Raw genomic sequence first — 19,344 nt, 5'->3', positions numbered from 1 at the left:
AAAGCGCCAGGCGTTTTTTTCTTCTTCTATAGAGCTTTTTGCCATTGCTCAGCAACAAATCGCTCGTTGGGCTGAAATTCCGCCTTGTAGTTCATTTTACCACAGGCATCGATCTGATAACCCAAATAAAGATAGGGTTTGTGCATCAGGCGCGCGATGTCAATTTGTTTAAGTATAGCCAGTTTCCCCAGGGAACGTTTTCCGTACTCGGGGGCAAAAAATGTATAGAGGGCAGACAGGGCCTGCGGTGTTTCATCCGTGACGGCTACGCCCAGCAGCTTGCTGCTTTGCCACAATTCCACAAACATCACCTTGCCCCAGGGCGCCCGGATAAACTGCCTGTATTGTTCGGTGCTGGGCGGATACATGCTACCTTCGCTGTGCCGGCTGGCAATGTAGTCCTCGTAGAGGGGATAGTAGGCGTCTTGCTCCTGGTAGGAGATTCGATGTTCTATATCCCGGTTCTTGCTCAGTATCCGTTTCTGGCTTTTACTGGGTTTAAACTGGCGCACTGGAATTCGCAGGGACTGGCAGGCTTGGCAGGCGGGGCAATGGGGACGGTAGACATGTTCACCGCTGCGCCTGAAACCCGTCTTCAGTAATAACTCGTAGTCCCTGGTATCAATGGCAGCACTGCCGGCCAGCACTATCAACTGCTCATTTCTGTCCGGCAGATAGCTACAGGGAAAGGCTTGTGTCAGGGCAAACTTCATGAGGGTAAGTTTAGCAGTGCCGGAGACAGGAGGCTGACTGTCCAGCAATCTGCCGCGGGAGACGTATTGACTGCCTGATGCAGACGCTGCAGAAATGCCTTTCTCGGTATCTCCCTGGCGCCCAGTGATCGCAGGTGAGGATTTTGCAACTGGCAATCGATAAAGGTAAATCCGTGCTTTTTCAGGTGCTCGACGAGGAAGTACAGCGCCAGCTTGGAAGTATTGCTCTGGCGGTGGAACATGGATTCCCCACAAAACACCGAGCCGACACTGACGCCATATAGGCCACCCACCAGCATGTCGTTGTCCCAGACTTCTACCGAGTGTGCATGACCTGACCGGTGAAATGTCTGGTAAGCCTGAATCATCCGGGCTGTGATCCAGGTCCCCTGGCTACCTCGTGGGATGGTCGCACAGGCTTGAATAACCTCATCGAAAGAGTGATTCAGACTGACCCGGTAACGGCCGGAGCGGGCCAGCCTGGCAAGGCTGCGGGAGCAGACGAAGTCGTGGAGTTCAAGAATACCCCGTGGATCAGGCGACCACCAGAGAATAGGTTCGCCCTCGCTGAACCAGGGGAAGATACCATTCCGGTAAGCCAGTAACAGTCTTGGAACACTCAGGTCCCCACCAAAAGCCAGCAGGCCATTGGGGTCTGTCAGCGCCAACTGAGGTGAGGGGAAAATAAGTTCGTCACTGAGCTTGTAGAATTGTTCGTGCATGAGGGGAGGCAGGCCAAGGGCCTGCCTGGGCCTTATTCCAGTCCGTCCAGATACTTTTCTGCGTCCAGGGCTGCCATACAGCCCGTGCCGGCTGAAGTAATGGCCTGACGGTAAACATGATCGCATACGTCGCCGGCGGCAAATACGCCTTCAACACTGGTGGCGGTGGCGCCACCTTCCAGACCGCTCTTGATAATGATATAGCCGTCTTTCATCTCTAACTGACCGGCAAATATGTCTGTGTTGGGTTTATGGCCGATGGCAATAAACAAGCCCATTACCTCCAGTTCTTCAGTGCTGTCATCCTGGGTACTGCGGATACGGATTTTATTGACCCCCATCTCATCGCCCAGCACTTCATCCAGGGTCTTGTTCAGGTGCAACACCACGTTGCCGTTCTTGGCCTTTTCAAACAGGCGATCAGAGAGGATCTTCTCGCTGCGGAAACTTTCGCGGCGGTGGATAACGTGTACCTCGGAGGCGATGTTGGCCAAATACAACGCTTCTTCCACCGCCGTATTACCTCCACCCACCACGGCCACTTTCTGGTTGCGATAAAAGAATCCGTCACAGGTGGCGCAGGCGGAGACACCCTTGCCCATGAAAGCCTGTTCAGATTCAAGACCCAGATATTTGGCAGAGGCCCCGGTGGCAATGATCAGCGCATCGCAGGTATATTCACCGTTATCACCCATCAGGCGGTAGGGTTTGCCTGAAAAGTCCACTTTGTTGATATGGTCAAACAGAATCTCGGTATCGAAGCGCTCGGCATGTTTTTGCATCCGCACCATCAGGTCCGGTCCGGTCAATCCTTCCGGGTCCCCCGGCCAGTTTTCCACATCCGTGGTGGTGGTCAGCTGCCCCCCCTGCTGTATACCGGTAATCAGGACCGGATTAAGATTTGCACGGGCTGCATACACGGCAGCCGTGTATCCGGCAGGGCCTGAACCCAGAATCATCAAACGGCTATGTTTTGCTTCAGCCATATCTACTCCAACTAATAATGTGAGGGATGCTAGCCCTTGTTTAAAGCTTGGCGTGCATTATGCGGATCAGCAGTCCTATTGCAATTCGAGCCGGCGCAAAAACTCGGCCATGACCTCATAATAGAGTGCCTGGCCCAGGAACTTGTCTTCTACTGCCGAATCGATACTCGGGTTGTCGTTGACTTCGATAACCGCCACTCTGCCATCTGTCGCCTGCTTGACGTCTACGCCATAAAAGCCGTCACCGATCAGTCTGCACGCCTTCAGAGCAGCCTCCAACACCGCCTGGGGAACTTCATAGGTGGGCAGGGTCTCGAAACCGCCGGTGGCCGCAGTCTTTTTGCTGTCGTCATGGCGATAAATCTGCCAGTGGCCCTTGACCATAAAATAACGGCACGCATATAAGGGTTTGTTATTAAGAACCCCAACACGCCAGTCATATTCGGTATATAGGAACTCCTGAGCTAAAACCAAGGCCGAGGTCTTGCTTAATTTCTTCATGGCGTCCTGCAACTCGTCCAGGTTGTTCGCCTTGTACATGCCACGAGAAAAGGCCCCGTCCGGGATTTTCAGCACTATGGGCAAACCCAGGTAGTCCATGGCTTCCTGCAGGCTTTTCTTGTCGGTCTGACTAAGCAACAGGGTTTTGGGGGTGGGCACCTTGTTGGTTCTTAACAGATCGGCCAGGTAAACCTTGTTGGTACAGCGCAGGATCGAGGTCGGATCGTCCATCACCACCATGCCTTCCGCCTCGGCCTTCTTGGCAAAGCGGTAGGTGTGATGGTCAATGGAGGTAGTCTCGCGGATAAACAGCCCATCGTATTCCGCAAGCCGAACATAATCCTTCTTGCCTATTACTTCCAGGTTGATGCCCAGTTTGTCACCGGCCTTGATAAAGTTGCTCAGCGCCTTCTTGTCACTGGGCGGCATCTGTTCCTCGGGGTTGACCAGCATGGCCACATCATAACGGTAATGCTTGCGGGTCTTGGGTTTTCGCCAAAGCCTGTTGCTGAATTTTTCCAGGGTATTGGCCAGAAACTCCTGTTCGGCTTCAGCAGTAATCTCTTTCAGGGACAAGGTCTGGATTTTGTCCAGGCTCCAGCTCTGCTCCTTTTCCAGAGTCACTTCGAGTATCGGCGCGGAAAAACGCTCAAAAATGCTCTTGGCCAGATCGGCAAATTCCGTCTCCAGCGTCTCGCCGAGAAAGATACGGAAGGTGAGCTGGGTTTGGTCGCCTGCCGGTTTAAGCTTGGCCATGGACTTGGCCACGTCTTCGAGCTTGAGGGTATAGAGTTTCTTACGGCGCAGATCATTCAATACGCTGATATTGGGAATCACCTTGTGACCTCTGGCCTCGGCCAGTAGCGAACAATAATAGCCGCGTCCCAGGGCCCGTTTGTTACGACAGAAATTCAGGATCCGAACCGTCTGGTCGGTCTGGATCTCTGTCTTGGCCATATATTGATCGAAAGAAATGACTTCCCGGCTGGGAAAATAGGGCGCCCAGTCATCCAGCTCATCCACGACCACATAGTATCCTGACATGCCTTACATTGCCTTAGACGCCCTCTGGCGTCGATTTTGTGATAAGTATTTCAATGGCATTTAGTGTAGCGAGTTCTGCCCGGTGCACAACGCGTCATCTGTCCGACAAGGCACCCTTGAATCTATGCCTCAATATTGTAAAGGAGGCTAAAATACACTAATTATTTATTCAGAATAATAGATTTAAACGATTCATTCGCCCGGTATTTACGTTTGGAACTTTTATCCTTTGGTATACACTAACTCGACCCTTCTTAAATGAAACTAAGTAGTTGCATAGTTTGATCCTTCGTAACGCCACGACCGCCGATATTCCGCAGTTAACAACCCTGGAAAAGGCCAGCTTCACGACCGACCGGATCTCCAGGCGGAGCTTCTCGCACTTTATTCGCAAGGCCCATTGTACAATGGTGGTTGCCCATGAAGATGAGCGGTTGGCAGGGTACGCCCTGGTTTTGTATCGCAGTGGTACACAACTGGCCAGACTCTATTCCATTGCCGTGTCAGACGAGTTTCGTGGTCGCGGAGTGGCCCGCCAGTTACTCGGCGAAGTGGAGAGACTTGCAGCCGAACAACTCTGTATTTTCATGCGCCTGGAAGTCAGAGTGGACAATGAGCCGGCCATCAGTTTGTACAAAAAACTCAGATACCGGTCTATCGGCACGGTCGAAGGTTACTATGAAGACGGAGGGGATGCCCTGCAGATGGAAAAAACCCTCAGTCCCACCAAGCTTGGCAAGGTGCCGACCCAGAGGTATCAGCAAACCACAGATTTTACCTGTGGTCCGGCCAGCCTGATGATGGCGATGCACAAGGTCGACCCGGATTATGAGATGAGTATCGAAGAAGAAATCCAGATCTGGCGTGAGGCGACGACGATTTTCATGACCTCAGGCCATGGCGGTTGCAGTGGTTTCGGGCTGGCATTGAGTGCATGGCGTCGAGGCTTCAAGGCGCATTTGTACGTCAATCAGACCTCTGTCCCTTTTATCAACAGTGTGCGGGATCCGCAGAAAAAAGTGGTGATTGAACAGGTGCACCATCACTTCGTTAAGCAACTTGAGCAAACGGATGTGGATATTCGCTACCAACCCCTGAGTTTGTCCCAACTGGATGAGTACCTGGCAAAAGGAGCGGTGCTGGTCAGTCTGATCAGTATGTGGCGGCTGACGCGTGACAAGGCACCCCACTGGGTCTTGGTGGCCGGAGCCGATCAGGATTGTGTATCGATCACCGACCCGGAGCGGGATATCGAAAGCTGGCAAACCGAAATGGATTTCAAGGACGTTCCGGTCAGCCGCCAGGAGTTTATTAAGATGGCCTCATTCGGACGGGAGCGGATGACCAGTACCCTGGTGATTTACCGCCAGTAGTCTCTGATGCTGGCCCCGCTTCAGGCATAGCATCGGCCGGTTTCGACATCCAAACAGACCAGTAACAGTGATTATTCGATATTTGTTGGTATAGTTAAGCAGACAGAGGTTAGCAGCGAGGCAGTTATGGCCCACTCCATCCCCGGACTCTTCAAAGAAGGGCAAACCTACATGCAGCAATGGCCCATGCAGCCGGAGTTGTATTCGCTATTTCCGGAATGCCGGGTGATTGCAGCCACGCGTTTTTCCCTTAAGTCCATGCCGCCGCTGGCGGTCCTGGTTGCCTTTTTGCACATCAGTGTGTTTGGGATGGAAGTGTTGCCTCAGGCCATCGCGTTGGCAGCATTTTTCCTCAGCCTGCCTATGCAGGGGCTGTTATGGCTCGGCCACAGGGCCAACCAGGCCCTTCCTCCAACGCTTCTTCACTGGTATAGGGACATTCACCTAAAAATGCGACAGCAGGGCTGCCAGCTTCAGACTCCCCAATCCAGACCAAGGTATAAAGAACTGGCGGTATTGCTGCGCACCGCGTTTGACGAACTGGATCGGGTCTTCACCCGCCAGTTATTTTAGGCACCCAAAGACGTTCACTGGAATCAGGCTCCGCCTGAGGAGGCCATGCCCCAAGCCGCTGCCATGTCAGCTTCACTCCTTCCCAGCCTTTGCGGCAAACATTCTGAAGGTGCCCGCCAGAGCTTCGGGCAGTCTTCCCCTATGCAGATGAGATAAAGCTTCCAGATATGGGACGAATCTCAGATGACAGGGCCGGGTCCCGGTGTAACAATGGCGCTCAGGTTGCTTTTAAACACTGTGACAAACAGGAAAGTAAATTGAAAACAATAAGATATTTTGCCACTACCTTGCTAATTGCCACGACGCCTGTGCTGGCCGAGGCTCCCCAAGACCGACTGCAGAGCCAGGACGTGTTTGACCTTGAATATGCTGCCGACTTGAATATCAGTGATGATGGGAAATCGGTTTATTTTATCCGCCACTTTATGGATATCCAGCAGGACAAGAAACTGGGTAATATCTGGAAAGTCGACAGGCAGGGACAACTCACTCCTGTCACCAGCGGCCAACATCAGGATTTCAGCCTGGCCCTGTCGCCGGACAACAAACGCCTGGCTTATGTATCGACCCAGTCGGGAAGTGCCCAGATCCATATGCAATGGCTGGACAAAGGGGTAGGGGGGCAGATGACCCACCTGACGTCCACCCCAGGGGGCCTGACCTGGTCTCCTGATGGCCAATATCTGGCATTCAGCATGTTTGTCAAAGACAAGCCCAACACCCCGGTAAACCTGAAAGGCAAGCCTGAAGGTGCTAAATGGGCGGAGCCGGCTATTTACATCGATGAGCTGTATTATCGCGCTGATGGGGGAGGCTATGCTGAGCCGGGCAACCAGCAGCTTTTTGTGCTCAGCAGTGAAGGGGGCACGCCCCGACAACTGACGTTCGATGGATTCGATCATGGTGGGGCGCTGAGCTTCAGCAAAGACGGCAAAGCGTTGTATTTTTCTGCCAACCGGCATGCAGAGCATGAGATGGAGCCGCTCAATTCGGAAATCTACCGGTTGGATCTTGCCTCGGGGAAGATCACCGCAATGACCGACCGTGTGGGGCCTGACAGTCAACCTGCGGTGTCTCCTGATGGTAAGTTATTGGCCTATCTGGGATTTGACGACCAGGGTACCAACTATGAAAATGCCCGGGTGCACCTGATGAACCTGCAGTCCGGTGATGTCCGTGTGCTGACCGCTGATCTGGATCGCAGTGTTGACGATATTGAATGGGATGCCAAAGGCAAGGGCCTCTATATCCAGTATGACGATCAGGGTAAAACCCTGGTGGCGTATCAGCCGCTGGACGGTAAACGCAAGATACTCACCGACGCATTGGGCGGACAGTCTTACGGCCGACCCTATACGGGCAGCGAGTTTGATGTGGCGGAGGACGGAACCCTGGTCTTTACCTATTCCAATCCCCAGCGCCCAGCCGATGTGGCGGTGGTGGCAAAAGGCAAAACCGAGCCTTTGACCCGCCTGAACGACGATGCACTTGGCCACAAGCAATTGGCCAGGATAGAAGAGATCTGGTACAAGTCATCCGCCGACGGCAGGGACATCCAGGGGTGGATCGCCTACCCGCCGGGCTTTGACAAGTCCAAGAAATACCCCCTTTTGCTGGAAATCCACGGCGGTCCGGTGACGGCCTATGGACCGCATTTTTCTGCCGAAGTGCAACTGTTTGCGGCGGCCGGCTATGTGGTGCTCTATACCAATCCCAGGGGCAGCTCCAGTTATGGTAAGGAGTTTGCCCAGACCATCCATCTGAATTATCCCAGCCAGGACTATGATGACCTGATGTCAGGGGTGGATAAAGTCATCGATATGGGGTTTATCAAAGAGGATGAATTGTTTGTTACCGGCGGTTCCGGCGGCGGTGTGCTGACCGCCTGGATTGTCGGCCATACGGACAGGTTCAAAGCTGCAGTCGTGGCCAAACCGGTAATAAACTGGTATAGCTTTGTGCTGACTTCGGATTTTTATCCATATTTCAACAAATACTGGTTCGCCAGCAAACCCTGGGAAAATCCGGAGCTGTATCTCAAGCGCTCTCCCATCAGCTATGTGGGCAATGTCAAAACCCCCACCATGCTGCTGACCGGCGAGGCGGATTACCGCACACCCATCTCTGAAACCGAGCAGTTCTACCAGGCGCTCAAACTGCAGCAGGTGGAGACGGCTATGGTGCGGATTCCTGATGCCCCTCATGGTATCTACAAGCGTCCCAGCAACCTGATGAGCAAGGTGGAATATATTCTCTGGTGGTTTGAAAAGTATCGAAATCCTCAGGATAACGCCAAGGAGCAATAGTTTTTTGCTCAGACTATGTTAAAAAGGGGCCAAATGGCCCTTTTTTATTGGCTAAGCTCACCCCATTGTTCTGCAGAATGGGTACTGGAAGGAATACAGGCAAATGTTACTGCTGCTGGTTTACATATTGATAGCGCTGGGCTTTTCTTTCCTCTGCTCGGTGGCAGAGGCGGTGATACTGAGTGTCTCTTCGGCGTATATTTCCGTACTGGAAGGGGAAGGGCGGCACAGTGGCAAGTTGCTCCGACAACAAACCAGTGATATCAACCGCCCCCTGTCTGCCATTCTGACCCTGAATACTTTTGCCCATACCTTTGGTGCCGCAGGGGCCGGCGCTCAGGCCGCTGTGGTCTTCGGTGACGCTTATCTGGGGATCGCCTCTGCGGTCCTGACGCTTCTGATCCTGGTGTTTTCTGAAATTATTCCCAAGACGCTGGGCGCAACCTTCTGGCGGCAACTGGCCCCCGGGGTATCTTACTTGCTCAAGTACCTGATTATTTTCATGTACCCCTTCGTCAAGATGTCCAACTGGTTGACCCGCCATTTTGCTGAGGACAGCCCCCTGAAAGGGCTGAACAGGGCCGAGCTGCTGGCCATGGCGGAATTATCCATGGATGAAGGGCAACTGGCCATGCGGGAAGCCCACATATTGCAGAATCTTCTCACGCTGCACAGTTTGAGCATCAAAGATGCCATGACCCACCGTACGGTGGTGTTCTCCCTGCCTGAGACCATGACGGTGGAGACGTTTTTTCATAAACATGACGATGTGTCTTTCTCACGTATTCCGGTCTATGAAGATGAACCTGAAAAAGTATCCGGCTTTGTACTCAAGGCTGACCTGTTGCTAGCCCAGGCCAGGGGTAACGGCCAGCGGGAACTGCGGGAATATCGCAAGGACATGGTGACCATGCTCAGCAGCATGCCTCTGTCCGAGACCTTCGATTATTTTCTGAACAATCGCGCTCATATGTTGCTGGTGGTGGATGAGTACGGCGGCCTTGAAGGGATTCTTACCCTGGAAGATCTGCTGGAAACGCTCTTGGGTATGGAGATAGTGGATGAAAAGGATAAAACCATCAGTATGAAAAAGCTGGCCCAGATGATGAGCAGGCGCCGGGAAACAGCCATGCTGATCCGTAAAAACGATTAAGCCACCTTGACTGGGAAATAGTCTTTTTCTTCCTATACTTGGGACAGCATCCAGTCTGAAGTCGATCGTGCCTGGCAGAACTAGTCAGGCAGAGATCAGCTCTGTAAGAGAAGCCAGCGTCGTGATATCGGACAAGCCACCTGCCCATTTGAGCCTGGTCAAGGAAACCAGCCAGGCAATTCAGTGTGCCAAAGACAGTTATCTCTTTAATCAAACCGGTTTGAATCTGTATTGTTACCGCTTGTTGCACGGTAAGGCAGAAATTCAGCTTTGGGTGCAGGATGTCAAAGTCAGGGTCGGCGAACTGGGGATGGGGGAATGGGTTGGTCAAATACCATCCGAGACGACCGAACCTTACAGGTTCGCCGTCCAGTGCTTGGAGCCTTGCCGGTTCGAGAAAATTGCCTGGGCTGAGATACCGGCCCAGGAGGCTGAGTCGTTGTCCTTCCGGCAGCAATTTGAGCTGATGCTCAAACGAATGCACGCAGTAGAACTGCTGGTTAAAACGTTCAGACGTAGCTATCCAAATGTATCGGTTGAGTTTCTCGATGACCTAATCGCCAGTGCCGAATTTGAGCATCTGGAAGAGAATCAAACTCTGTTTGAACAGGGTGATAACGCTCAGGTCATGTACTTTCTGCTCAGCGGTAAAATTGATGTCTATGCCGGTGAGGCTGAGAGCCTGAGCCGGGTCGGGGAGATCTTTCACGGGGAGCCTTTTGGCGAAATGTCATTATTCAGCAACCAGGCTCGTTCCACCAAGCTGGTGGCAACCAGGACCTGTGATCTGATTGGCCTTGACAGAACGCACTTCGACCGACTCTCGGTCAAATATCCCTGGCTGAGTACCTACATTGTCAGCAGCCTGGTCAGCCGAATCAAAAAGCAGAGTGCGCGGACCAGGGATCAGGCCAAACCAGTGAACAGGCTGGTGATGATTTGCGATCCGCTGGCCGAGGAACATGCCGATAAGTTGCAAAAAGAGCTGTTTGCCACTGAAGACAGTTTCGTCACGGAGACTATGGTCAGCCAGCGTTTCGGCAAGGAGGTATTCAGTGAACTGCCCCACACCAGGCTGATCAATTTTCTTGACAGTCTCGAACAGCAGTTTGGTACCAATATCTACTTCTCCGATGACAGCCTCAGCCCCTGGACCAAGTTCTGCCTGGAACGCTCCGATGAAGTCTGGCTGATGGTGAATGCCAGCGGCTCTCCTGCGGACCTGTTGCACAAACTGGATTATTTCCGGCCCATGTTCTCCTGGCAGAAACAGACGCTCAAACTGGTACTGATTCAGCATGATCTGGACAGGATTCAGCATACCGCCGGCTGGCTGACGGCCTTTTGTCCTGAACAACATTTCCATCTGCAACAAGACTCGGCCAGATCGATGAAGCGGCTAGGCCGCTATCTGACCAACAAAGCCTTGGGCCTGGTGTTGGGCGGGGGAGGGGCCAGAGGATTCGCCCAGGTGGGTATTCTGCAGGCCTTCGAAGAAGCCGGCATTGAAGTGGACTGGGTGGGTGGCACCAGTATGGGTTCCATCATAGGCGGCTGGATAGCCATGGGCTGGGAAAGCCGACGTATCAGGGAGGCTGTCAGACGGTTCTTCGTCAGTGTGAATCCGCTTGGGGACTATACCCTGCCGATGATTTCGCTGTCCCGTAGTCAGCGGCTGGACAATCTGTTGCACGAAGGATTTGGCGATGTGCGGATTGAAGATTTGCCGCTGCCGTTTTTTTGTGTCTCCTCTGACATGAGCATCGCCGAGGAGCGGGATCACTTTTCCGGGCCACTATGGCGAAGTGCTCGGGCCAGCGTGTCCATCCCCGGTGTAATTGCACCTGTTATAGACGAGGGCCACTATCTGGTCGACGGCGCCCTGTTCAATAATCTGCCCTGCGATCTGATGCGCCAGCGAAATGAAGGTCCCATCGTGGCCATTGATGTGACACCCGACGAGGAATATCTGACCCAGTTGCAGCAGGTGCCGTCCCCATGGCAACTGCTGATGAACAAACTCTTTGGTCGCCCACAACCCAAAGTTCCCTCGATTCTGCACACCCTGTTGCGTTCCTCCTTGTTGGCCAGTACCCAGCGCCAGCGCACTAACCGGGAAATTGTCGATTATTTTATCCAGCCGCATATTCACAATGTGGGCATGCTGGACTTCAAGCAGGCGGATCGGATTATCGAAGCCGGGTATCAGGAGGGCCTTGCATATGTACAACAAGCGATGACGGCGCTCATCGATGGTGGAAGCCCAGGCGTTGCCGCAAAGCGGCGGACTGATTCTGAGGACGGATAAGTCAACCGAAGACGGTGATGATCTGCCGGCTGATGGCCACCAACTCCCCCCGGGCATCCCAAATATTCGCCTCGCTGTGGCAATAGCCGTCTGCTGCCTGGCGGGTGTCTGCCTGATAGGCAAACCAGTCGTCGGGCGCAACAGGCGCATGAGGATGGACGAATTCCAGGTTCCAGCTCATGGTGCTGGCTGGCGACGGCCACCGCAGCATTTGCAGGATGGTCGGTGGCCAGGCATCGATTAACGCAATCAAGTGGGCATCCGTGATTGTCTCGGGTGCCTCAGTGAAACGCATCCAGCCATAGGTGGAACTGGTTTTCTTGCCGGTGAAGGGCAGTCCGCCTTCGATGAGTGCCAAATCCATATGCCTCAGGAATTTGGGTGTTACCTTGGGAATCTGCGGAATAAACTTGGCTTTTTTCGGTAACGGCATCTGGTGGAAGTCCTGATTGCTCACCTGGATTTTTGATTCCCGATCCATGCCGAAACAGGCCTGACAGAACACGGCCACCTGTGAATCCTGAACCGCTCTGGCTACCACCTGGGTGACATTCTTGCCCTCGCGCAAGACTTCCACCTGAATATTAAAAGGCTGGTCCGGTGCCAGCGGGCCGACGAAATTGGTGGTGATGGAGCGCAAACGGCTGTCCGGTTTCACATGCTGGCGGACGGCTTCGTAAAGCAGCGCAGCCGAGACCCCGCCGAACAGCGTGCGGCCCTGGGCCCAGTTATCCGGAACGCTGAGGGGTTCTCCGTTTAGCTGACTCTGTCTGGCCAGATGCAAAAGCTGATCGATATGCATGCGAAGGCTCTCCCTGATAAAAAGCAGCCCATAGCATAACTGGTCCGATGACATGGGTAAAGCTAGGGATAGTTGGAGTTTGCCGCTCAGATCAGTTTCTGTTTCCGGATTTTTTCCCGGATATCCGTCACACGTTCGGCATTGGCTTTGGACAAGTTCTGCCCCGACAGTTCATTCAGCAGGGATTCGATGGACGCCTTCTTATGCTCAGCCTGACCGGCTTCCACCATACTTTGCAGCAGATTCACGCTGAAAGCGGCCTCGGCGGGAAACAACAGATACGCCTGGTAAAAGAGATCGATGGCCTGAGCGAATTCATCTTTGACGTAAAATTCCAGCCCCTGCTTATTGAAGGTCAGGGCCCGGCTCTTCTTGTCACCCAGTGCGGTCTGGTTCTTGTGCATCATCAGATTTGAGACGGTTTTCTCATTTTCGTCCGGCAGGCCTTTCAGTCGCTGCTCCAGTTCATGCAACAGTTCAGATGCAGTGGCCTGTTCACCCAATCCATGCCAGGCATTAACGGCGTCAGACGGGGTGGCAATATCCATCTGTTCTGCATCCCGTCCCCCTTCAGCACTGAGCAGTTCCCTGGCCTTCTCGGTGTCTCCCTCCATCAGGGCAGCCAGGGCCGTCAGCACATTGCGTTTGATATCCATTTCCTGACCGTGCAAGTTGCGACCAGCACTGCCGATCAGAAAGCGGGCGACCTGCAATTGCTTGGGGCGTTCGTTTTCCGGTTTACTCTCAGCCAGAGTCAGGTAGCAACGGGCCAGATCCAACGAGATCTCGATGAACTTTTCGCGGATGTTACGGTTGGATTCCCGTTTCTTTTCCAGCAGGGCGATGGCATCGTCCATACGATCCTGAGCCTGATACAGGTGGGCCTTGAGTCGCGCTGCGGAGAGGGACAGCTCTCCATCCTTGATCTTGTCGATATACAGCTCGGCCTTGTCGTAATCTTCTTTGTCGATGTTGATACGGGTCAGCCATTCGCAGGCCTTGTCGTTGGTCAGATGGGTGCCCAGCATGCTCTCCAGCATCTCCTCGCTTTTTTCGGTCTCCCCGGCCAGATTGGTGCACTGAATCAATCCCCAACGTGCCCAGATGACCTTATCCGAACCTTCCAGAATCTGTTCGTAGATCCGTGCAGCCTCTTTAAAGCGACTGAGTTTAATCAACAGCCTGGCCTTCAGTTTAATCATGCTGGTGTGAATTTTAGGATTGGGATTGTTCTCCAGCATGACATTCAGCCTGTCCAGAGCTTGCTGGTATTGGTCCTGATCCATCAGTTTAAGTACCGGGCGCAAGTACTGATTCAGCCGGATGCAGCCGCTAAGGGTGCGCTCCAGATTTTTGATGGTGTAGGGTTTCAGCACCAGGGCATCCGGATGCACATCGACTATCTGACCGACTATCATCGGCATCCTGTCGGAGGTGACAAAAACGACACTGGTGGAGGGTTTGAGCAGGCCTTCCTTTTGTAATTCGTTAACCACTTCGACGCCGTTTTTATGCAGGCCAAGATGAAAATCCATCAGGATCAGGTCAAAGTGCCGTTGCCGCAGTACCGGCTTGAGTTCACGTCCATGGCTGTAACAACCGACGTCTGAAAAGCCCATTTCCAGCAGATGATTACGCAGATTCAGGCGGGCGACGCCATTGTCTTCCACTATTGCGATATTGATCTTGCCGGATTCCAATCTGAACACTCCCCAACTGTGTCAATCTCATCATAGCAACCAATTCCCGGTCCGGATAGAAAATCCAAGTTAATCAAGCACTAGCATACCGGCTGTGGCAGCAAGGCTGCGGCAAGCTGGAGTCACGTCAACGCTTGTCTAATCTTGTAACTGGAAGTTGTCAGTGAAGTGCCAAGTTTTTACGTCTTTACGTTAACGTTAAGGTAAAAATTCTGCTAATGTAGCTCACACTTTGTTAACAGGCCTTCGAGTGAGGCCCAGCAACCTATGGGTGTTAAATGAAACAGATTCCTTTGCTTATCAATGGTGAGTTTGTTGCGTCCAAGTCGCAGCACATGCTTGATGTGACCAATCCGGCTGACAATCAGGTCATCGCCCAGGTGCCATATGCCAGTACCAGTGAAATGGACGCGGCCGTTGCCAGTGCCAAGGAAGCCTTTGCCACCTGGCGTAATGTGCCGGTTTCCGAACGCGCCAGGCTGATGATGCGCTACCAGGCGCTGCTCAAGCAGCACCATGACGAAATTGCCGAAGTTCTCAGTCAGGAAACCGGTAAAACCTTCGATGACGCCAAGGGTGATGTATGGCGTGGCATAGAAGTGGTTGAGCAGGCCATGAATATACCGTCACTGCTGATGGGTGAAACGGTGGAAAACGTCGCCCGGGGTATCGATACCTATAGTTATACCCAGCCTTTGGGCGTGTGCGCTGGTATTACACCCTTTAACTTCCCGGCCATGATTCCCCTGTGGATGTTCCCCCTTGCCATTGCCGCCGGCAATACCTTTGTTCTCAAGCCGTCAGAACAAGACCCCATGACCCCAACCCGTCTGGCCGAGTTGTTCCTGGAAGCCGGAGCCCCCAAAGGCTTGCTGAACGTGGTCCACGGCGGTGCCCAACAGGTCGATCATCTGCTGCATCATCCTGATATCAAGGCGGTGTCTTTCGTCGGCTCTGTGCCGGTGGGGCAGCACATCTACAAGACTGCCACGGACAACATGAAGCGCGCCCAGTGTTTTGCCGGCGCCAAGAACCACTCGGTCATCATGCCGGATGCCAATAAGGCTCAGGTGCTGAACAACCTGGTGGGCGCTTCAGTCGGCGCGGCCGGCCAGCGTTGTATGGCCATTTCAGTGGCGGTGTTTGTCGGTGAAGCCAAAGACTGGATCCCAGAGCTGGCCGACATGATCGGCAAGGTGCGTCCCGGCCTGTGGAACGACAAACAGGCCGGTTTCGGCCCCCTGATCAGCCCCAGGGCCAGGGATCGGGTGTTGTCCATGATTGAACAGGGCAAGGCTGAAGGGGCCAACTGTCTGGTGGATGGCTCAGGTTTCACTCTGCCCGGACATGAATCCGGCAACTGGGTCGGACCCACTGTCTTCAGTGAGGTGAGCGAAGAAATGAGCATCTACAAGGAAGAGATCTTCGGACCGGTGCTGTGCTGTATGGCCGTGGATGAACTGGAAGACGCCATCGCCCTGGTCAACCGCAATCCCTATGGCAACGGTACCAGTATCTTCACTGCCAGCGGTGCGGCGGCACGTAAGTACCAGCATGAAATCGAAGTCGGTCAGGTGGGTATTAACGTGCCTATTCCGGTACCACTGCCGTTCTTCTCTTTCACTGGCTGGAAGAATTCCTTCTATGGTGATTTGCACGCCTACGGTAAGCAGGCGGTGCGTTTCTACACCGAAACCAAGACTATTACCAGTCGCTGGTTTGAGGACGATATCCCCCATGGTCCCAATATGACTATCAGCCTGCGCTGAACAGTGGTCAGGAAACAGCTATCAGGGGTCAGGCTGAGCCCTGATAGTCGTCTGGCCCCCTGTATTGAATTTGTCTGGTTGCTGAAGCGCAACGGAATCAAACAAATACAAAAGGTACTACCAAGTGAATTTTAATCTTACCGATGATCAACTGGCCTTTGCCGAGACGGCCCGCCAGTTCGCTGAACAGGAACTGGCGCCTCATGCCGCCAAATGGGACAAAGAGCATTATTTTCCCAAGGAAGTGATTCAAAAGGCCGGTGAGCTTGGCTTCTGCGGCCTCTACACTCCAGAAGAAGCTGGTGGCCTGGGTCTGTCACGACTCGACTCCTCTATTATTTTCGAACAATTGTCCATGGGCTGCACCGCCACTACGGCGATGATGACCATCCACAATATGGCCGGCTGGATGATTGCCACCTGGGGTACCCAAACCATCCGGCAGCAGTGGTGCGAATCCCTGGTCACGGGCCAGAAGCTGGCCTCTTACTGCCTGACGGAACCCGGTTCGGGATCGGATGCAGCAGCCCTGCGTACCACAGCCAGAAAAGACGGCGACCATTATCTGGTCAACGGCTCTAAGATGTTTATCTCCGGTGCAGGTGAGACCGAGGTTTTGGTGGTCATGGTACGTACCGGTGAAGAGGGCCCCAAGGGCATCTCGGCCCTGGTGATCCCGGCGGATGCCGAGGGCATTATCTATGGCAAGGCGGAAGAAAAGATGGGCTGGAATGCCCAGCCGACCCGACTGGTCACCTTTGAAAATGTCAGGGTGCCACGGGAAAACCTGCTTGGAGAGGAAGGTCAGGGCTTCAAGTTTGCCATGCAGGGGTTGGATGGAGGTCGCATTAATATCGCGACCTGCTCTATTGGCACGGCGCAACAAGCACTGAATACAGCCAAAGCCTACATGCATGAACGCCAGCAGTTTGGTAAGCCGTTGGCGGCTTTCCAGGCATTGCAGTTCAAGCTGGCCGATATGAATACGGATTTGGTTGCCGCCCGTCAGATGGTGCGGCTGGCCGCGTTTAAGCTCGACAACAACGACCCGGAAAAAACCGCCTATTGCGCCATGGCAAAACGCTTTGCCACAGATGTGGGCTTCAGGGTCTGTGATGAAGCCCTGCAAATCCACGGCGGTTATGGCTATATCAGCGAATATCCGCTGGAGCGTCATGTGCGGGATGTGCGGGTACACCAAATACTGGAAGGCACCAATGAAATCATGCGTCTGATCATTGCCCGGCGTTTGCTGGCAGACGGTGCCGGAGACATTCTCTAGGAGGGATTCAATGGAACAACATGCCGAACTGGTGATTTTCGAAGAACTGGATGCCGGTAATGGCAAGCGTATCGGTCATGCCACGCTGAATAAGCCCAAAGCGCTTAATGCCCTTAACCTGTCCATGATTCGCCTGCTGGCACCCAGGCTGCAAGCCTGGCAGGCGGATGAAAACATCGTGGCTGTGGTGCTGGATGGGGCCGAAGATAAAGCGTTTTGTGCCGGCGGGGATGTGGTCGCCATGCATAATGCCATGCAGGATAATCCAGGCGAGACACCGGCATTGCTGAAAGCATTTTTCAGCGAGGAATACCGGTTGGATCATCAGATCCATACTTTCAATAAGCCCCTGCTGGTGTGGGGCCATGGCATAGTGATGGGCGGGGGATTGGGACTGATGAGTGGCGCCAGTCATCGTATTGTCACTGAAACCTCCCGTATCGCCATGCCGGAAATCAGCATTGGCCTGTACCCTGATGTGGGGGGAAGCTGGTTCCTCAACCGTATGCCGGGTGGTTGCGGACTGTTTCTGGGGCTGACGGGAGCCAGTTTGAATGCGTCTGACGCCCTGTATGTGAAGCTGGCCGACCATTTTATCAGCCATGATCTCAAGAACGACTTTCTCGATCAGATGCAGAAAATCAAATGGGGTGCCACCCAGAGCCTTAACCATGAAAAGCTTGCTCAGTTATGTGCGCAGTTCCAGCGTGACAGCCAGCACAAGCTGCCGATGGGCAATATCAAGTCACACCGGGCTCTGATCGACTCTCTTACCGACAAAGACAGTATTGAACAGGTGGTGGAGGCCATTCTGACCCTGCAAGCGGGTGAGGACAAATGGCTGAACCGGGCGGTGCAGACCCTGAAAGCCGGCTCACCCATCACCATGCACCTGGTCTGGGAACAACTTAAGCGCGGTAAGCCCCTCGGTCTGGAAGACTGCTTCCGTATGGAACTGATACTGTCCTGTCGATGCGGTGAAATGGGCGAGTTCCAGGAGGGGGTCAGAGCGTTACTGATTGACAAAGACGGTCAGCCCAGATGGAAGTATCCGACCGTACAATCGGTGCCCCGGGAGGTGATCACGCATTTCTTCAGTTCCCCTTGGCAGGCAGGTGAACATCCGCTGGCCGGGCTGTAACCCTAAAAGAATTATAAGGAGAGGTTTATGCAAATCGCATTTATCGGTTTAGGTAATATGGGCGGACCCATGGCCGCCAATCTGCTCAAGGCGGGTCATCAGGTAACAGTGTTCGATCTGGTCCGGGCCAATATGGACAGCCTGGAGGGCGAAGGTGCCAAGGCAGCCGCCTCTGCAGCCGTTGCGGCAAAAGATGCTGAAGTTGTGGTGTCCATGCTGCCGGCCGGAAAACATGTCCGCGAACTCTATCTGGGCGAGTATGGCTTGAGGGATGTATTGAATGCCAACAGCCTGGTCATTGACTCCAGCACCATCGATGCCGACAGTGCCAGGCAGGTGGGCAGGGGGCTGGCAGAAAAGAACATCGAGTTTGTTGACGCGCCGGTGTCAGGCGGGGTGGCCGGAGCTAAAGCCGGCACCCTGACCTTTATTGTGGGGGGAAGCGACAGTCAGTTTGCCCACGCCAGGCCGGTACTGGAGGCAATGGGCAAGAATATTTTCCATGCCGGGGAGCATGGCGCCGGCCAGATCGCCAAGATCTGCAACAATATGCTGCTCTCGGTACTGATGGCCGGCACCAGTGAAGCGCTGAAGCTGGGCATCGATAATGGTCTTGATCCTAAAGTGTTGTCCGAAATCATGCTGCAAAGCTCCGGCTGCAACTGGACATTGCAGAAATACAATCCCTGTCCGGGGGTAATGGAGTCTGTGCCCTCCAGCAACGGCTATCAGGGCGGCTTTATGGTGGATCTGATGCGTAAGGATCTGGGGCTGGCCCTTGAGACCGCCCTGAAGAGCCACTCTTCCACCCCCATGGGATCCATGGCTCAGAGTCTGTATGCCATCCATAGCCTTAAGGGTTACGGGAAGCAGGACTTTTCCAGCATCTTTGAGATGTTTGTGAAGAATGACAAGCAATAAGAAGTGACGACAAACCAGTGGCAGGTGAACCACTGATGCGCCACAGATGA

Annotated in this window: 15 protein-coding genes; 9 read left to right on the top strand and 6 right to left on the bottom strand. The window is 53.7% G+C overall.

The features are described 5' to 3' along the window. Positions 1 to 26: 26 nt before the first annotated feature. From J0A66_RS04925 to J0A66_RS04910, 4 genes are all read right to left on the bottom strand, one after another. Positions 27 to 713, bottom strand: a complete 687-nt coding sequence (locus J0A66_RS04925; protein ID WP_206572671.1) for an arginyltransferase — start codon at positions 711 to 713, stop codon at positions 27 to 29. Further along, positions 710 to 1,435 carry a leucyl/phenylalanyl-tRNA--protein transferase gene (aat, locus tag J0A66_RS04920; protein WP_206572670.1) on the bottom strand — a complete coding sequence of 242 codons (726 nt, stop codon included), beginning with the start codon at positions 1,433 to 1,435 and terminating at the stop codon, positions 710 to 712. The genes J0A66_RS04925 and aat overlap by 4 nt, the downstream gene beginning before the upstream one ends. Before the next feature lie 32 nt (positions 1,436 to 1,467). Next, a complete protein-coding gene (trxB, locus tag J0A66_RS04915; RefSeq protein WP_206572669.1) occupies positions 1,468 to 2,421 on the bottom strand; it encodes a thioredoxin-disulfide reductase in 954 nt (317 codons plus the stop codon). Positions 2,422 to 2,496: 75 nt separating this feature from the next. Beyond that, positions 2,497 to 3,966 (bottom strand): RimK family ATP-grasp domain-containing protein, encoded by a 1,470-nt coding sequence (locus tag J0A66_RS04910; protein ID WP_206572668.1) that lies wholly within the window; start codon positions 3,964 to 3,966, stop codon positions 2,497 to 2,499. A gap of 272 nt (positions 3,967 to 4,238) precedes the next feature. On the opposite strand from J0A66_RS04910, the gene J0A66_RS04905 reads away from it, so the two are divergent. From J0A66_RS04905 to J0A66_RS04885, 5 genes are all read left to right on the top strand, one after another. Then, the gene (locus tag J0A66_RS04905) at positions 4,239 to 5,339 is read left to right on the top strand and encodes a GNAT family N-acetyltransferase/peptidase C39 family protein (protein WP_206572667.1); all 1,101 of its coding nucleotides are present in this window, start codon (positions 4,239 to 4,241) and stop codon (positions 5,337 to 5,339) included. Between the two features lie 126 nt (positions 5,340 to 5,465). Beyond that, entirely contained in the window at positions 5,466 to 5,912 is a 447-nt protein-coding gene (gene yfbV / locus J0A66_RS04900; RefSeq protein WP_206572666.1) for a terminus macrodomain insulation protein YfbV, read from the top strand. A gap of 257 nt (positions 5,913 to 6,169) precedes the next feature. Further along, entirely contained in the window at positions 6,170 to 8,218 is a 2,049-nt protein-coding gene (locus J0A66_RS04895) for a S9 family peptidase (RefSeq protein WP_241264018.1), read from the top strand. 103 nt (positions 8,219 to 8,321) lie between these two features. Further along, entirely contained in the window at positions 8,322 to 9,371 is a 1,050-nt protein-coding gene (locus J0A66_RS04890; RefSeq protein WP_206572664.1) for a CNNM domain-containing protein, read from the top strand. A gap of 67 nt (positions 9,372 to 9,438) precedes the next feature. Continuing rightward, positions 9,439 to 11,679: a patatin-like phospholipase family protein gene (locus tag J0A66_RS04885; RefSeq protein WP_206572663.1), complete on the top strand. Its 2,241-nt coding sequence runs from the start codon at positions 9,439 to 9,441 to the stop codon at positions 11,677 to 11,679. A gap of 1 nt (position 11,680) precedes the next feature. Here J0A66_RS04885 and J0A66_RS04880 read toward each other — a convergent pair whose 3' ends face one another. Both J0A66_RS04880 and J0A66_RS04875 read right to left on the bottom strand, forming a co-directional pair. Then, positions 11,681 to 12,481, bottom strand: a complete 801-nt coding sequence (locus J0A66_RS04880; protein ID WP_206572662.1) for an acyl-CoA thioesterase — start codon at positions 12,479 to 12,481, stop codon at positions 11,681 to 11,683. A gap of 86 nt (positions 12,482 to 12,567) precedes the next feature. Continuing rightward, a complete protein-coding gene (locus J0A66_RS04875) occupies positions 12,568 to 14,181 on the bottom strand; it encodes a response regulator (RefSeq protein ID WP_206572661.1) in 1,614 nt (537 codons plus the stop codon). 278 nt (positions 14,182 to 14,459) lie between these two features. On the opposite strand from J0A66_RS04875, the gene J0A66_RS04870 reads away from it, so the two are divergent. The 4 genes from J0A66_RS04870 (at position 14,460) to mmsB (ending at position 19,294) form a co-directional block, all read left to right on the top strand. After that, positions 14,460 to 15,950: a CoA-acylating methylmalonate-semialdehyde dehydrogenase gene (locus J0A66_RS04870; RefSeq protein ID WP_206572660.1), complete on the top strand. Its 1,491-nt coding sequence runs from the start codon at positions 14,460 to 14,462 to the stop codon at positions 15,948 to 15,950. Positions 15,951 to 16,074: 124 nt separating this feature from the next. Further along, positions 16,075 to 17,232, top strand: a complete 1,158-nt coding sequence (locus tag J0A66_RS04865; RefSeq protein WP_206572659.1) for an acyl-CoA dehydrogenase family protein — start codon at positions 16,075 to 16,077, stop codon at positions 17,230 to 17,232. 10 nt (positions 17,233 to 17,242) lie between these two features. Next, a complete protein-coding gene (locus J0A66_RS04860) occupies positions 17,243 to 18,373 on the top strand; it encodes an enoyl-CoA hydratase/isomerase family protein (RefSeq protein WP_206572658.1) in 1,131 nt (376 codons plus the stop codon). Between the two features lie 27 nt (positions 18,374 to 18,400). Further along, entirely contained in the window at positions 18,401 to 19,294 is an 894-nt protein-coding gene (gene mmsB, locus J0A66_RS04855; protein ID WP_206572657.1) for a 3-hydroxyisobutyrate dehydrogenase, read from the top strand. Positions 19,295 to 19,344 lie beyond the last annotated feature (50 nt).

This window comes from Bowmanella dokdonensis (genome assembly GCF_017254865.1).
Taxonomy (GTDB): domain Bacteria; phylum Pseudomonadota; class Gammaproteobacteria; order Enterobacterales; family Alteromonadaceae; genus Bowmanella; species Bowmanella dokdonensis.
This window is presented reverse-complemented; position numbering and strand designations above follow the sequence as displayed.

Excerpts from the sequence above, each read along its gene's own strand:
- J0A66_RS04925 (WP_206572671.1), bottom strand. The coding sequence starts at position 713 with ATGAAGTTTGCCCTGACACAAGCCTTTCCCTGTAGCTATCTGCCGGAC.
- aat (WP_206572670.1), bottom strand. The coding sequence starts at position 1,435 with ATGCACGAACAATTCTACAAGCTCAGTGACGAACTTATTTTCCCCTCA.
- trxB (WP_206572669.1), bottom strand. The coding sequence starts at position 2,421 with ATGGCTGAAGCAAAACATAGCCGTTTGATGATTCTGGGTTCAGGCCCT.
- J0A66_RS04910 (WP_206572668.1), bottom strand. The coding sequence starts at position 3,966 with ATGTCAGGATACTATGTGGTCGTGGATGAGCTGGATGACTGGGCGCCC.
- yfbV (WP_206572666.1), top strand. The coding sequence starts at position 5,466 with ATGGCCCACTCCATCCCCGGACTCTTCAAAGAAGGGCAAACCTACATG.
- J0A66_RS04890 (WP_206572664.1), top strand. The coding sequence starts at position 8,322 with ATGTTACTGCTGCTGGTTTACATATTGATAGCGCTGGGCTTTTCTTTC.
- J0A66_RS04880 (WP_206572662.1), bottom strand. The coding sequence starts at position 12,481 with ATGCATATCGATCAGCTTTTGCATCTGGCCAGACAGAGTCAGCTAAAC.
- J0A66_RS04870 (WP_206572660.1), top strand. The coding sequence starts at position 14,460 with ATGAAACAGATTCCTTTGCTTATCAATGGTGAGTTTGTTGCGTCCAAG.
- J0A66_RS04860 (WP_206572658.1), top strand. The coding sequence starts at position 17,243 with ATGGAACAACATGCCGAACTGGTGATTTTCGAAGAACTGGATGCCGGT.
- mmsB (WP_206572657.1), top strand. The coding sequence starts at position 18,401 with ATGCAAATCGCATTTATCGGTTTAGGTAATATGGGCGGACCCATGGCC.